Source organism: Streptomyces sp. NPDC021093 (genome assembly GCF_044333135.1).
Classification (GTDB): domain Bacteria; phylum Actinomycetota; class Actinomycetes; order Streptomycetales; family Streptomycetaceae; genus Streptomyces.
Genome location: NZ_JBIRQJ010000001.1, coordinates 784,816 through 798,306 on the forward strand (window position 1 = coordinate 784,816; position 13,491 = coordinate 798,306).

General features: G+C 69.9%; 11 protein-coding genes. 5 read left to right on the forward strand and 6 right to left on the reverse strand.

What is annotated here, in order from left to right:
- Positions 1-190 precede the first annotated feature (190 nt).
- Positions 191-964 carry a polysaccharide deacetylase family protein gene (locus tag ACH4SP_RS03660; protein WP_398408796.1) on the forward strand — a complete coding sequence of 258 codons (774 nt, stop codon included), beginning with the start codon at positions 191-193 and terminating at the stop codon, positions 962-964.
- 102 nt (positions 965-1,066) lie between these two features.
- On the opposite strand, the gene ACH4SP_RS03665 is transcribed toward ACH4SP_RS03660, so the two are convergent.
- Positions 1,067-1,810, reverse strand: coding sequence for a hypothetical protein (locus ACH4SP_RS03665; RefSeq protein ID WP_398408798.1), 744 nt, complete (start codon positions 1,808-1,810; stop codon positions 1,067-1,069).
- 685 nt (positions 1,811-2,495) lie between these two features.
- Between ACH4SP_RS03665 and ACH4SP_RS03670 the strand changes: the two genes are divergently transcribed.
- A complete protein-coding gene (locus ACH4SP_RS03670; protein ID WP_398408800.1) occupies positions 2,496-4,523 on the forward strand; it encodes a glycohydrolase toxin TNT-related protein in 2,028 nt (675 codons plus the stop codon).
- Positions 4,523-5,350, forward strand: coding sequence for a hypothetical protein (locus ACH4SP_RS03675; RefSeq protein ID WP_398408802.1), 828 nt, complete (start codon positions 4,523-4,525; stop codon positions 5,348-5,350). Before ACH4SP_RS03670 ends, ACH4SP_RS03675 begins: the two co-directional genes overlap by 1 nt.
- Before the next feature lie 127 nt (positions 5,351-5,477).
- On the opposite strand, the gene ACH4SP_RS03680 is transcribed toward ACH4SP_RS03675, so the two are convergent.
- From ACH4SP_RS03680 to ACH4SP_RS03695, 4 genes are all read right to left on the reverse strand, one after another.
- Positions 5,478-7,493, reverse strand: a complete 2,016-nt coding sequence (locus ACH4SP_RS03680; protein WP_398408804.1) for an ABC transporter ATP-binding protein — start codon at positions 7,491-7,493, stop codon at positions 5,478-5,480.
- Positions 7,490-7,957, reverse strand: a complete 468-nt coding sequence (locus ACH4SP_RS03685) for an NUDIX domain-containing protein (RefSeq protein WP_398408805.1) — start codon at positions 7,955-7,957, stop codon at positions 7,490-7,492. Before ACH4SP_RS03685 ends, ACH4SP_RS03680 begins: the two co-directional genes overlap by 4 nt.
- Entirely contained in the window at positions 7,954-8,415 is a 462-nt protein-coding gene (locus tag ACH4SP_RS03690) for a hypothetical protein (RefSeq protein ID WP_398408807.1), read from the reverse strand. The genes ACH4SP_RS03685 and ACH4SP_RS03690 overlap by 4 nt, the downstream gene beginning before the upstream one ends.
- Before the next feature lie 453 nt (positions 8,416-8,868).
- Positions 8,869-9,708 (reverse strand): serine hydrolase domain-containing protein, encoded by an 840-nt coding sequence (locus tag ACH4SP_RS03695; protein WP_398408809.1) that lies wholly within the window; start codon positions 9,706-9,708, stop codon positions 8,869-8,871.
- Positions 9,709-10,072: 364 nt separating this feature from the next.
- On the opposite strand from ACH4SP_RS03695, the gene ACH4SP_RS03700 reads away from it, so the two are divergent.
- Positions 10,073-10,660 (forward strand): EF-Tu/IF-2/RF-3 family GTPase, encoded by a 588-nt coding sequence (locus tag ACH4SP_RS03700; RefSeq protein WP_398408811.1) that lies wholly within the window; start codon positions 10,073-10,075, stop codon positions 10,658-10,660.
- A 229-nt stretch (positions 10,661-10,889) separates the two neighbouring features.
- On the opposite strand, the gene ACH4SP_RS03705 is transcribed toward ACH4SP_RS03700, so the two are convergent.
- Entirely contained in the window at positions 10,890-12,398 is a 1,509-nt protein-coding gene (locus ACH4SP_RS03705; protein ID WP_398408813.1) for a DUF4246 domain-containing protein, read from the reverse strand.
- 262 nt (positions 12,399-12,660) lie between these two features.
- Between ACH4SP_RS03705 and ACH4SP_RS03710 the strand changes: the two genes are divergently transcribed.
- On the forward strand, positions 12,661-13,488 hold the full coding sequence (locus ACH4SP_RS03710; protein WP_398408814.1) for a tetratricopeptide repeat protein: 828 nt from the start codon (positions 12,661-12,663) through the stop codon (positions 13,486-13,488).
- The last annotated feature ends 3 nt before the right edge of the window (positions 13,489-13,491 follow it).

Here is a 13,491-nt window from a genome sequence, read left to right on the forward strand (position 1 = left end):
AGGATCCCCTCCCGCCGCGTCCACGACGTCGGGATCCGGCCCCCGGCCGCGGAGAGTTGTCCGCGATCTTTCCCGAGATTGTTCGTGATCGGTAACAGACGGATCCCCTTGCCGCCGTGTCCCGTCCTGCCATGTGGTTGCAAGGGCGACCACGGGGGATCGGCGAGGGACTGCGCGAAAAGGGGCGGACATGGCACGACAGGACGGCGGGCGGAGCTGGTACGGCAAGGCGGTCGGGGCCGCGCTCGGGGTGACGATGCTCGCCACCGGCGTCTCGGTGTGGACCGCGCAGGCCAGTACCGAGGGCGACTCGGCGCCGAGTGCGAACGCGCCGGCCACGCCGGGCAGTGCCGTCAAGCCGGTCGCGGCGACCATCGCGCACGCCTCGGACGCGGGGCCGCGCGGCATCAACCTCACCATCGACGACGGCCCCGACCCCGCGTGGACCCCTCAAGTACTCGATCTGCTGCGGGAGTACGGGGTGAAGGCCACGTTCTGCATGGTGGGGACGCAGGCGCAGGCCCACCCGGACCTCGTGAAGAAGGTGGTCGCCGCCGGGCACCGGCTGTGCGACCACACGGTGTCGCACGACACCGCCATGGACAAGAAGTCCCAGACCTACCAGTCGCAGCAGATGCTCGACGCCGAGCGCATGATCACCGAGGCGTCCGGGGGCGTGCGGCCGATGTACTACCGGGCGCCCGGCGGGGCCTTCACCCCCTACAGCCGCAAGCTCGCCGCCGACCGGGGCATGCGCCCGCTGGGCTGGAACGTGGACACCAAGGACTTCGAACGTCCCGGTACGGACGCCATCGTGGCCACCGTCGAACGGGAACTCCGCAACGGCCCGACACTCCTCTTCCACGACGCGGGCGGCAACCGCACCCAGACCGTCGAAGCCCTGCGCCGGCTCCTGCCCCAACTCAAGAAGCAGGGCTACTCCTTCGGCTTCCCGGTGCACTGAGCCAGGCACCGGCCGGCCCGGCCGGGGCCCGGTTCTCGATGAGCCGACGTACGACCGCCTCGCGACGTCGGCTGCGTACGAAGGGCAGCAGGTCCCGTGTGTCTAGAGGCGGGTGACGCAGGAGCCGACTCGTCCGGAGGAGTCGCTCGCGTACTCGGCGTGCAGCAGGTAGTCCTTGGGACCGCACGATGCCGCGTCCGTCACCCGGTACTCCGCCAGCGGGGACCCACAGTCCACCTTCGTCAGCCGCTGCTCGGGCCAGTCGGCCTCGTTGTGTACGCAGTCCCCCACCGACAGGGCGACGGGGGCGTCGTCCCCCGCGAGCAGGCCCACGGCCACCAGGGTCGGGATCGCCAGTGAGACCAGCGCGATGGGGGTGAGGATCAGCATCGCGGGGCCACGGCGCAGAACCCGGCGGCCCGGGTCGAGCGGCGGCCGTAGGGCACCGTACGGCTCGGGCAGCCGCCGCAGGGCAGCGCGGGCGCCCAGGACGTTCGCCAGGACCACGAAGGGTGTGACGAACAGGGAGAACAGGCCCCACCAGCCGGTCACCAGGGTGCTGGAGGTCATCTGCCGGTAGACGGCGAGGCCGCACGTACGGCAGAGAACTCCCCGCCGGGTGACCGTACGCATGATCACGACCATGCCCTGATGGGAGCGCACGGTCACGCTGGTCGCGGGCTGCGCCCCGCAGACTTCGCACCCGGCCTGCGGTCCCGCCGGCCCGGGCCGGCCGGGATTCCCGTACTGCTGCGGTGGGGCGGGGATTCCATACGGCTGCGGCTGCCCCGGCGGCGGACCGTACGGTCCCGGCTGGTGCCGCGCGTCCGGATGCGGATAGGTCATGGCGAGGTTCCCCCGTGCGTCGACGAAACCAGCACCCTAACCGGAGCCGTATCCGCCGCAGTGCCCGGGCAGTTGTGTACACGTCCGGCTCGGGTCCGTGGCCCAACCGGGGCCGATGGGACGCATCGGCGGTCATCGAGCAGGCCCGTATGCCGAACACCGGTCGGGAGGCGGATGCCGGATGCCGCGCCGGAAGCCGAAGTCGGCGTCCGTACAGGCAAGTTGGCCGACCGGTGGGGCGATTAGGGGCGCCGACTGACGGTCCGCGATGGCTGCCGCCAGCCCCGTACGGTGACCGCCGCGGTCGGGACGGTCATGGGCGTGCGTGCGGACGGCCGCATGCGCGCTCCCGTCCTCGCCGTCGCGAAGTTTCCGGCGGTGAGCACCTCCCACGCATTCACGCGCGGTTCGAGGAGAAATGGAAATAGCGGGGCAATTCATCTGCGGCTGCAGTAGTTCGCGCCTGCATGTCAAGCAGTTCAGCAAAACTCAACAAAATGGGCGTAGTTGACATTTCGCCTCAGTGATTCGGGTCATAGCGTTGGTCTGGACCAATGGCTACTGTCGCCTACCGCGTGATGCGTACGCGTCACGCAAAGGTGCATATGAACGGATCTGTGTGAACTCTCTCGGTCGTTTCAGACATTTGATACCCGCCTCCCAAAAGAGGAGAGCCTCCGTCGCCGTGACAACGGCCATGGTCATGGCTCTCAGCTCCGGAGTGGCGGCTGCCGCCGTCGGCGACGACCGGCCGACGGTCACCGCCCCCAGCGGCGAGCGGCCCTCGGCGACGCCGCCTCCGGTGCACGGTGCGCCGGTGTCCCTGGCGTACGGCGCACCGGGCGCCGCAGCCAGCGCCAACCGTCCGCCGAACTCGCCCAAGGCGCCCGAGGTCGGCCCGCCCTTCAAGCAGACCTCCGGCGTGTGGCAGACCAATACGCTGACGCCCACTCTCCGCAACACCCCCGTGGACCCGGACAAGGACAAGACGACCAGCACCTTCGAGGTGTGGACCGTCAAGGCGAACGGCGACCCCGGCGCCAGGGTCAACCTCACCGACGACAACAAGTGGGACGTCCTCGTCTCCGGGTACGCCGCCGCCGGCACGGCCGCGTCCGTCAACGTCCCGAAGGGGAAGCTCAAGGACGGTTGGACGTACCTGGTCCGCTCCTCGGCCTACGACGGGGCCGCGTACGAGACGGACTGGTCGCCGTGGTCCAAGTTCAAGGTCACTGCCCCCGTCGTGCCCCCCGTCGTCCCCGTACCCGGTGGGGATTCCGGCAACAGGGCCGAGGACGTCCCCGCGGACGCGAAGGCCAAGTGGCAGCAGCTCGCCAAGGAAGCGCTCGCGGCCTACGACCGTGACCAGGCCGAGATCGCCGACGTCAAGAAGAACGCCCTCGCCCACGGCGCGGATGCCGTGAAGCAGCTGAACCTGAACAACATCGCCCTGCCGGAGAACGGCTACTTCGGTGTGCCGCGTCAGTTCATCGCCGCCCGCGTGCAGGACAACAAGGCCACCGTGTCGACGGTCGGCGGCTGCGAGGGAGGTCTGCACTGCACGCAGAAGTTCCGCACCGACTACGTGCTGAACGTCGACATGTTCTACTGCACCGCCCCTGGCGTCGCCGCGGACATCGGCAACAAGTGCCCCGCGGCGGAGACGCACTGGGACGGGTTCGCCGGGGAGTCGCAGTCCGAGGAGTTCAGCCGCGAGTACAACCGGATCACCGACGGCTGGGACAAGTTCATGGGCCAGATGCTCGGGGACCTGCCGAAGATCTTCATGCAGTGCGTCACCGGCGACACCTCCACCACCGAACCCCCGGTCGTCGCCTCGCCGAGCGCTCGGGCCACCGGCGGGCCGATCCTCCGGGCCACGGGCCAGCAGTGCGCGGAAGCCGGGATGCAGCTGGGCGCGATGGCTCCGCTGGGCGGAATCCGCGGCCCGGCGAAGATCGTCACCGACCCCCTCGTGGAGATGAAGTTCACGGCCGCGCAGATCAGCAAGGCCAAGGGTGCGCTGAACGACCTCAAGGCGGGCAAGGGCATCAGCGCCCAGCACTCCAGCGTCCTCAACGGCCTGATCACCTCTGCGATCAAGGCCGACAAGAGCGGGACCGGCGGCCTGTCGTTCACGTTCAACCAGGTCATCGACATGCCGAAGATCACCGCAGGCATGCGCCCCGATGCCCAGAAGCTGATGGCCGGGTACAAGCCGTTCGGCAACCTGACCATCGAGGAATGGTTCCACCAGTTCTGGAACAAGGGCACCGGCTGGGTGAACTACCCCGACCGTGCCGCCGGTTTCCCCGACGGCTTCCAGGGCCCGTCCAAGCCGCACTCCCCGAAGGTCGGCGAGGAGATGGACCGCTTCGGCACCCCGGGCAAGATCACGAAGGATGCCGCAGGCAAGCTCAGCGTCGAGGGCGGAGGCTTCCTCGCCCCCAAGGACGGCACCCCTTACAGCCAGCGGGCGCTGCCCCCGGCCAATGTCAGCGCCGACAAGACCGCCATGGGCGGCGGGTACCACGTGTACAAGTGGACCAGGGACTGGGGCAAGGCGGAGGCGGACCGGTACGGAACCATCGAAGGCGGTAAAATCGCCCCCTGGTTCGGCCAGCCCGGCGGCGGCGTCCAGTACAAGCTGCCCAAGAGCGTCAACGTCCAGTGGCTCCTGGAGAACAAGTACATCGTGGAAGTGACGGACTAGTGAACACCGACCAGCTCGACCGGGCACTGCGCTCGGCCGGTGTGGACCCTGCCGGGTACGCCCTGCATCCGATCGGCAGCGGTGTGGAGCCCGGCGGGTTCCTCCTCCCGCCGGGCGGCCACGTCGAGGGCCCGCCCGGGCCGTACGACCTGCGTGGCGGGCTCGCGCTGGTCGGCTCCACCACCGCGTGGTGGGTGTTCGGCGGGGACGACGTCGACATCGCCTTCGGGCACACGACCACGCTGGGCACCTACGGCTCCGAGGCGGAGGCGTGCGAGGTGTTCTACCGCGAGCTGACCCGCCCCGACGGGGCCGCGTTCGCCGAGGCCAAGGCCGAGTGGCGGGCGCACTGGGAGCGCGAGCGGGCCGAGCAGGACCGTGCCGCGGCCCTGCGCGATCCGCGGTTCGCCGCATTGCGCGAACAGTGGCACAGCCTGTGGTCCGTACGGGAGGAGCGGGGGGAGCCGGCGATGACCGCCGCCGAACTCCACGCCGCCTTCCAGCAGTTGGGCCGCGCACCGCAGGGGTGGAAGCTGGGCGGATTCGACGACCGCCCGCTCCCCGAGAGCGGGGTCGACATGGCGGCGCCGGAGGCGGACGGCACATGGTGGTTCGGCTCCCCCATCGGCGAACGCGGGGCCCCCGAACGCCTCCACGCGGTCGGGTTGTCCGAGGCGGAGGCGTGCAAGCACATCTTCGACTCGGTGGCGGAACGAGAGTTCGGGTACGCGTGGTCACCGCCCACGGAGGTGCTGCGGCGGGCGTCGGACGCCGCGCGGCAGCGTGGCGGGCCGCTCCCGCCGTGGCCTCCCCGGCCGCGCGGGTAGGGGCACTGGGCAACTGACGGGCAGGTAGCACTGTCCGTCCGGTGGGCGGGGAACGCTTCGGCGTTCCCCGCCCACCGGCATGTTCAGACGTCGGGCAGGCACCGCCCGGCGGCGTCAGCGGGTGGGGTCATGCGGGATCCGCCACGGTGGGGGAGGCGGGATGCGCCGCGGTGGGGGAGGCGGGATGGGGGACGCGTGCGGTGGGGGCGTACTGGGCGGCCTGGGCGTTGAACATGGCGGCGTAACGGCCCCGGGCGGCCATGAGTTCGTCGTGGCTGCCGTGCTCGGCCAGCTGTCCCCGGTGCAGGACGTAGATGCGGTCGGCGTGCCGGACGCCGGACATGCGGTGGGTGACAAGGACGACGGCCCGGTCGGGGGCGGCCAGCCGGCGGATGCGGCCGAACGCTTCGATCTCGGCCTCCGGATCGAGCGCGGAGGTGGGTTCGTCCACGATGAGTACGCTGTCCGCCCTCGACGTCGTACTGCGCCAGTGCGTGCGAGCCAGCCCCACCTTCTGCCACTCCCCGCCCGAGAGCTCGATGGCTCCGCGGAACATCCGGGCCAGCAGACTCCGCAGACCGTCGGGGAGTTTGGCGATGACGGAACCGGCTCCGGCGTAGTCGACCGACGGCTGAAGGTCCTCCGCCGAGGCCGCGTGTGCGGGGCGCCCGAAGCGGATGTTCATCTCCGCGGTCACCGGCCAGCGCTGAAAATCCTGCGTGAGCAGTGCCACCCGTGCGAAGAGCTGGGCGCGGTCGAGCCCGGCGACGTCTTCGTCGCCCCATCGCAGGGTTCCGTCCTGGGGCAGCAACAGGCCCGAGAGGACCTTCATCAAGGTGCTCTTGCCGGAGCCGTTCTCGCCGACCACGGCGGTGACCGACCCCATCGGCAGCGTGAGGGAGACGCGGTCCAGCGCCGGGCTCTCGCGGTCGGGGTAACGGTAGGTGACCTGGTCGAGGGCGATCCGGTCGACCTTCCCGGGGACGGGGGCGCCGCCCTCGGGGATGGCGCGCTCGGCGGCCTGGGAAAGGAAGCGCCCGTGGTCGCGGACGTACAGGGACTCCTCGTGCAAACGGTTCACGTTCATCACCAGCGCACCCAGGCTCGCCGAGCCGGAACGCACCGCGATGACCGCGGTACCCGCCACGGCAAGGCTCATCCGGCCGCCGAGGATCAGCCAGAACATGGTCCCGTACGTCGCCAGCATCGCCAGACCGGACAGCGCGGCGGCGACCCACTCGGTGACCGCCTTGCTGGAGGCCAGCCGTTCCTGCTCGGCCTCGGCGCTCCTGGCCATGCCCGTGTACCTGCTGAGCAGGAATTCGCCGACGGCATGGATACGGACCTCCTGGGCGGCGGTGCGGTCGGTGAGCAGATTGCCGAGGAGACGGCTCGCCCGCACGTGCTCGATCCAGCTCATCACCGACACGTAGCGTTCCTGCGCCACCCGCATGGCACCCCAGCCACGCGGTGCGGCGATGAGCACCAGCATGGGCAGCAGCACCGGGTCCAGGACGGTCAGCACACCCGCCGTGGCCACCAAGGAGATGGTGCTGTTCAGCGCGGCGACGCTGACGCCGATCATGCGGCGCGCGGACCCCGGGCCCTGCTGGGCGATGTCGATGAGCCTGCGGAACTCCGGATCGTCGATGGCCTCCAACTCGACGGAAACGGCGGCAGCCAGGTACTGGGTGGTGGCGATCCGCTCGACGACCGGCTCCAGGCGGCCGGCCCGGGCGGTGGACCACCCGGCCAGGGCGGAGTTGACGACGGCGATGGCCGCGGCGGCGAGCAGAGCGGGCAGCAGCGCGTACACCCGCTGGGCGGGGGTGCCGGAGCCGCCGAGCAGGGCGTGCATGACGGCGTTGACGGCGAGCAGACCGACGGCCGCGGCGATGCCCTGGCCGATCTCGCTGACCATCACGGCGACGAGCCCCCGGCGGTCGGCGTGCCAGGCCATGCGCAGCGTCGCACCCACCAGTGACGGCATGGAGCGGAGTGCGGAGAGCATGGTCAGGTCGAGCGCGGCATGCTCGTGCTTGGACCAGCCCATGTCGTAGCGCAGCGGTCCGCCGAACAACTCCCGCTCGGCATCGGAGACCTTGGGCTCGGCCATCCGCACGGGTCCGAAGAACCTCTTCACCGTGCGCCTCCCGTGCTGGGCCAGTTCAGCGCCCGGTACGAGGGGCCCTCGGTGAGCATCCGGAAGACGGCGGCGGTATGGGGATGACAGTCCGGCGGAGGGTTCTCCATCGACACCCAGAACAGCCCTTCGTGCTTGTCCGGCTCGGCGTTGTGCGGCTCACCCGCCCAGGACTGCGCCACGAACACGGCGGTGATCCGGTCGGTCCCTCCCGGAGCGTGACGATGGACGAGCCCGCAGAACTCCTGGTGACGGGGGCTGACGCGGACTCCGGTCTCCTCCTCCGCCTTCCGCCGGGCCGCATGATCCAGCGGTTCCCCGGCCTTCAGACGGCCCCCCACGACAGTGAGCCGTCCCCGGGCGAGCGCGGCGTCGGGATTCTGTCGTACGCACAGGGCGAACCCGTGCGCACGCAGCAGGACTTGGGCCACGTCCGCGATCAGCAGATGGTGCTCCTCACTCATCGCCACCCCTCCTCGGCCAGGCGCTCGACGGTACGTCGGCCACGCGCGGTCACCTCGGGGTCGCCGCGGGAAAGGCCGTGGGCCAAGGTGCTGGCCGCGTCGGCGGCGCAGAACGCCACCAGGGCCTGCTGCTCGACGGCGGAGAACGGACGCCCGTAACCACTGAGCAATGCCGGGCCCAGCGCCGGGTTCTCGGGCCGTACTCCGGTGGCGAGGAGGAAGGGCAGAGCGCCGACAAGACGGCGGAGCAGGCCGACTTCGGCCACGGACAGGTGCTCGCCGACGGCGGCAAGGTGCCTCTCCAGACCGGCGACCGTGGCCTCGACGGCGTGTGCGGCCTCGGCCCGGGCCTCGTGGTCCGGGCGCGCGTGCGAGGCGTCGCGTACGGCGTGGACCGGGCCCACCACCGATTCCACCCACCGGGCCAGTGACACCGGGAGGGTTGTGGATTCCGTCATGCCCGGTACCTCATATCCGGTCGGGACCCGCCGGAGAGGCGTCCGGAGCAACTGTCAGCAAGGCAAGCGGACGCACCCGTGCAAGGAGCGGAGTTTTCGAACGCAGGATGAACGAAGGCAGGGCGGTGAAGACGATGCATGGTTGCTCCTCGGGCGCTATGCGGACAGGTGATCGGTTAACTGGGCCGTTCCTGTCGCCGTCACGGGTGCGCGGGGACGAAATCTAGAACAAGATCTCGAATAGCCCGGCGGTCCTTGGTGCGGCCGAGGGTGTCGTGCTGTGATGCTGCGTTCGATCACTCCTGTGGGTCTGGGTACTTCCTACGGGGGATTGCGGGGACGGGCCAGCGTGGCGGTGCGGCCGGGGAACGCGTCGAAATCGACGCCACGAGGGTCCCGGCGTCCGTACCCAGCGCGACACTCAACTGACCTGCGAAATCACGATGAAGATCGCTAGTTGGGCGGGCTGGGTGCGGCCTGCTTCAGGAGGGTGCTGCCCAATGTGTCCGTCTGGTCCGCCCGCCCGCTGAGACGGTGCACCAGCACCCATCTGCCGTCCGAGACGGCGCCGGCGAAGACGGAGGCGTCACCGGTGGCGCCGTTGTGCCAGAGCACGTTCCCGGACCTCTGCCAGGAGAGGGCAGGTTCTCCCAGCGCCCGGTCGACGAGAAGGGCGGACACCAGGCGGGCGGCAGCCCTCGGAGTGGCCCAGAGACCTCCTGCGGGCAGGATCGCGCCCGTCATGGTCCAGGGGCGGATCGGGCGGCCGAAGAGCCCGCGGCTGTACAGGCTTCGGTCCGGCGGAGGAGTCGCGGACACCTCGGTGATGTCCAGCGGAGCGAGGACGTACCGGGTCAGAAGGTCCTGGTACGGGATGCCCGCGGCGGAGACGAGCGCGGCTCCGAGAATGGCGTATCCGAGGTTGGAGTACTCCTCGGTGCTGCCCGGTTCGGTGCCGACGAACGAGTCCAGCTTCGCGAGCACAGCCTGCAGGGCGGCTGCGTCGAAAGCGACGTAGGGGTCGCGCCGTTGGAGGCCCGGAGGAACACGGGGCAGGCCGGAGGTGTGCAGGGCGAGATGCCGCAGGGTGATTCCGGTGCCCGGCGGGGCGGGCAGGAACTCGTCGACCGGGGCGTCCACGTCGAGTATCCCGGCTTCGGCCAGCTGGGCCAGCGCGGTGCCGGTGAGTGTCTTGCTCAGTGAACCGATCTGTACGTACCGGTCGGTTGCGTGTCCGTGGAGTGCCTGGGGCGGTTGGTTGCTGCTGAAGATGCAGGTGGGGATCTGGCGCATGGAAGGCTTTCCGTGTGGAGGGCGGGGGGCAGGCAGGCATCGGTTCGGATTCCACTCTCAGCTCCTGGTTCCTTGCCGGCCCCTGATGTGATCAGTACTCCAGAACCTAGGCAGGTGCCGGAACAGCCCTGCCATATTTGAGCCACGCATGACAGAGCGGTACGCACGTCAGAGCAAGGGAAGCCCGGCGGGCTGTCTCCGCTCGTGCGGGGACGGACCCCGGCCCGGAGCGGCGATCAACGCCTGCGTCGCTTCCGGGCTGTGCGGTCGGCGACCATTGTTAGCCTCGGGCTCTCGTTCGCGGCTTTCGCGCACGGTCGCAAGGGAGCATGAGGCGCGCATGGGTGGATCTTCAGGCCAGTCAGTGGAGAGCGCAGCAGAGAACCCGTTCCTGATGCCCGTCGAAGACGTCTTCCGCCTGCAACAAGGCAGGGCGGTCATGGTGACGGGCCGGATCGAACGCGGCCGGGTACGCAAGGACGACACGGTGGAGATCATCGGCTTGGGCCGCAGCGCGACGGTCCTCATCGCGGACATCGAGCAGCATCAGGTGCGTGTCGGAGCGGCGGGTGCGGAGATGAACGTGGGGTTGCTGCTGCGCGGCGTTGCCACGGACGCCGTCGAGCGGGGCCAGGTGCTCGCGACGCCGGGCTCGGTCAGCGCCCAGGCCCAATTCACCGCCGACGTCACCCTGCTGTCCGAGGAGCAAGGCGGTGCGGACGTGGTCTCCGGCGATCGCCTCCGTTTCCATATCCGCACCGCCGCGGTGTGGGGCACCGTCACGCTGCCCGAGGGTGTCGACACGGTCCGGCCGCTTCACGGAGCCGAGGTGACCGTGGTGCTCGAAGCGCCTGTCGCACTGGAGGCAGGCCAGTCTTTCGCGTTCCGCCACCACGGCCGCGCCGCGGGCTCCGGCACAGTGACTCGACGTCGAGAGCAGCGGGGCGACTGACTCGGCTCCCGTACCGTCGGCGATTGGTTCGTCGGTCTCGGCGCGGGGATCGTGTGCTGGATTTGCCGTCGCCGCAGGTATCGGCGACTCCGTCGCGTGTGTTCAAGGACGGCAGCCTTCTGTTCCACCCGTCGCCGAGCGCCCCGTTCGCGTACCTCGCACCCGCGGTGTCGTACGACGAGGCGCTCGCCCGTGGGCGGTACCAGCCGCGCCCGATCAACCCGCGGGCTCAGTGCTCGCAGAGGGAGAACTCCCGCTCGTAGAGCTGCTCGTTGTGTTCGGCGACGAAGAACTTGCGTTCCTGCATGAGCTGTTCGCGGTACGCCTTGGCCTGTTCCAGCGTCATGGTGGACGTGTCGGACCAGGGCTGCTGCGGCGGTACGTCGGATGTCGAGACGACGCTCTGTGAAGGGTCGACCAGGAAGAACGCAAGGATCTTGCGATGTCCCGGCCGGGTGGGGTCCGTGAGGCGGAACGCTCCGACGCGGTGCTGCAGGACGTTCGGGAACGCCAGGCAGCGGCCCGCCGGGGTCGGTGCCGATCCCAGCACCTGGTTCAGGGGGTCTTCGTCGTCCAGACCGTAGACCTCGCTCACACCGGTGTTGTCGTTCTGTTCGTAGTCCGGCTCGTCGAGTGCCGCCCGGAAGCTCAGCCGGCTCTCGGTGATGTTCTCGCTGTCCCAGTAGTAGATGCCGGTCGAGACGATCCGCTCGTTCATCATCCCCTCGACGTGCCAGGAACCACCGGCGTACTCGGGCCTGTCCGGGGTGAGGTGAATGGTGGCGAGCTTCGCGATGACCTGGAGGCGGCGGCCGCGCAGGTCGACTCGCGCGGTGTCGTCGGGCAACGCGGGCGGGCTGAACTCCGGGGCGTCCGGGACGGCCGGAACGCGGTCCTGCCACCAGTCGTCCATGGCCCTTTCGTAGGCCCTGCAGGCCTCTTCGTAGCCGTCGTCGCCCTTGTCACCGTCGGGTTCGACGGGCTCGGTGCCGTCGTACCACGAGTAGGGATTGGGGTTGATCCGCAGCGGTCGGGGATCGTTCAGGTCCGTGAGCACCTTCTCGAAGAGCGGGCGCATACGGCCGAACAGGACGGGCAGGACTGCGGCGAGTTCGCGGTGGTCAACGGGGTGGACATTGTTGACGTACGAGCGGAAGACGGCCTCGCCGTCCTCGCCGACCTCGGCATCCGTGGGCAGCCACTGGAACTTGTCGGAGAACTCGTACTGCGTCCACCTGCTCGTCTCCGGGCGCTGCCAGGCCCGCTCGGGTCCGCCGCTCACCTCTCGTACGTTGCAGAACAGTGAGGGGTGCACCAGGTCCAGTACCTGGCCGTCGGAACCCGGGTGCCAGTCCTTGTCCGCTTCGGGGACCTCTTCCAGCACCCGGACCGCCTCGCGCAGCCGGGACCTGAGCCCCTCGTCGACCAGCGTGTCCGAATGCCACACCCCGTCCACGGCGGACACCTCGATGCCGCTCCGCTCGTCCCTCAGCCCGGCGTAGTGCGCGAGTTCGGCCAGCACATAGCGGATCTGCGCCTCGGTGAGGCCCTGGGCAGCCGCTTCGCTCGTCCACCTGGCGACGATCTCCGCGTCGTCCATCTTGGCGAACCACTCCGGCTTCGACCGTATGTGGGCGCTGCACTGCATCATTTCGAGCTCCCGCAGTGTCCGGGGCCGCGCGGACGAGGCGGTGCGGGAAGCGGCAAAAGGCAGTGGGAACGGGGACAGCGCAGTCAACTCTCTCGGTCCTTCCAGGTGGTGTGCGGTGGAGGTGGGAAGGCTACTTCAGAGGACTGACAACGACTCCGAGCCGGTGGCGGGGCCACCGTGTGAGCACCCGGAGGTCGGCGCTGACGGCCGACGCCAACTTCCTTTCCCGTTGCGCGAGTTGGCACTCAAGTGCGACCCTCAGGCCTCCGCCGCATACCGCCGGGGGATCATGCAGGTGGGACGCCCCGGAAGCGGGGTTCGCCCGAGCCGGTCGCGACCCTCGGAGGACATGATGCCCAGGCCCGAGCTCCTCAAGATCGAGCAGTACACCCAGCTCAGTCTCGACCTGGCCAAGGCCGGCGACTACGAGCCCGCCGTCCGCCTGGGCCGCGAGGCGATGTGGCTCGCCCGCCGGGAACTGGTCGCCGACGACGGCGTGGACACCCGCCTGGCCCTGGCCGTCTCCCTGCACAACCTGGCCCTCGTGACGTCCTGGCACGGACTCCACGAAGAGGCGCTCCGCGCCGCCGACGAGGCCGTCGGCTTCTTCCGCGACATCACCGCCGAGGATCCGGACCTCGGCGGCCCACGCCTCGCCGACGCCCTCGACAGCCTCGGCACCCGGCTCGCCGACCTGGGCAGGCCCGAGGACGCGCTCCCGCTGTCCAGGGAGGCGGTGGCACTCCTCCGCCGCCTCGACCCCACCGGGCACCACCGCGCGGAACTCGCCCGGTGCCTCACCAACATGGCCGTCCGCCTGACCGACACCGGCCGCCACGAAGAGGCCTTCGCCGCTCTCACCGAGGCCCTCGAAATCCACCGTGGATCCGTCCCCGACGGGTCCGCCGACCACCGCGAGGCCCTCATCCACATCGTGGCCAGGCTCGCCAAGTGCCACGCCGCACTCGGCAACGACACCGTGGTCCCCCTGCTCGCCCTCGAATCCGTCCAGCTCGTGACGGTGCTTCCCGCGGACCACCGTGCCCGCCAGTCGTCCGAACTCATCGACCACTGGCGGTCCCTCGCCCGCCACCTCGCCCGGACCGGCTACCGCACGGAGGCCCGCCAGATAAGAACCGTGGCCAGACGCCTGCGTTGGCAGCCGCGGCGTGGATGAGGC

Bases quoted from the DNA above. Each gene is read 5' to 3' on its own strand.
- ACH4SP_RS03660 (WP_398408796.1), top strand. From the start codon at position 191: ATGGCACGACAGGACGGCGGGCGGAGCTGGTACGGCAAGGCGGTCGGG.
- ACH4SP_RS03665 (WP_398408798.1), bottom strand. From the start codon at position 1,810: ATGACCTATCCGCATCCGGACGCGCGGCACCAGCCGGGACCGTACGGT.
- ACH4SP_RS03685 (WP_398408805.1), bottom strand. From the start codon at position 7,957: ATGAGTGAGGAGCACCATCTGCTGATCGCGGACGTGGCCCAAGTCCTG.
- ACH4SP_RS03690 (WP_398408807.1), bottom strand. From the start codon at position 8,415: ATGACGGAATCCACAACCCTCCCGGTGTCACTGGCCCGGTGGGTGGAA.
- ACH4SP_RS03695 (WP_398408809.1), bottom strand. From the start codon at position 9,708: ATGCGCCAGATCCCCACCTGCATCTTCAGCAGCAACCAACCGCCCCAG.
- ACH4SP_RS03710 (WP_398408814.1), top strand. From the start codon at position 12,661: ATGATGCCCAGGCCCGAGCTCCTCAAGATCGAGCAGTACACCCAGCTC.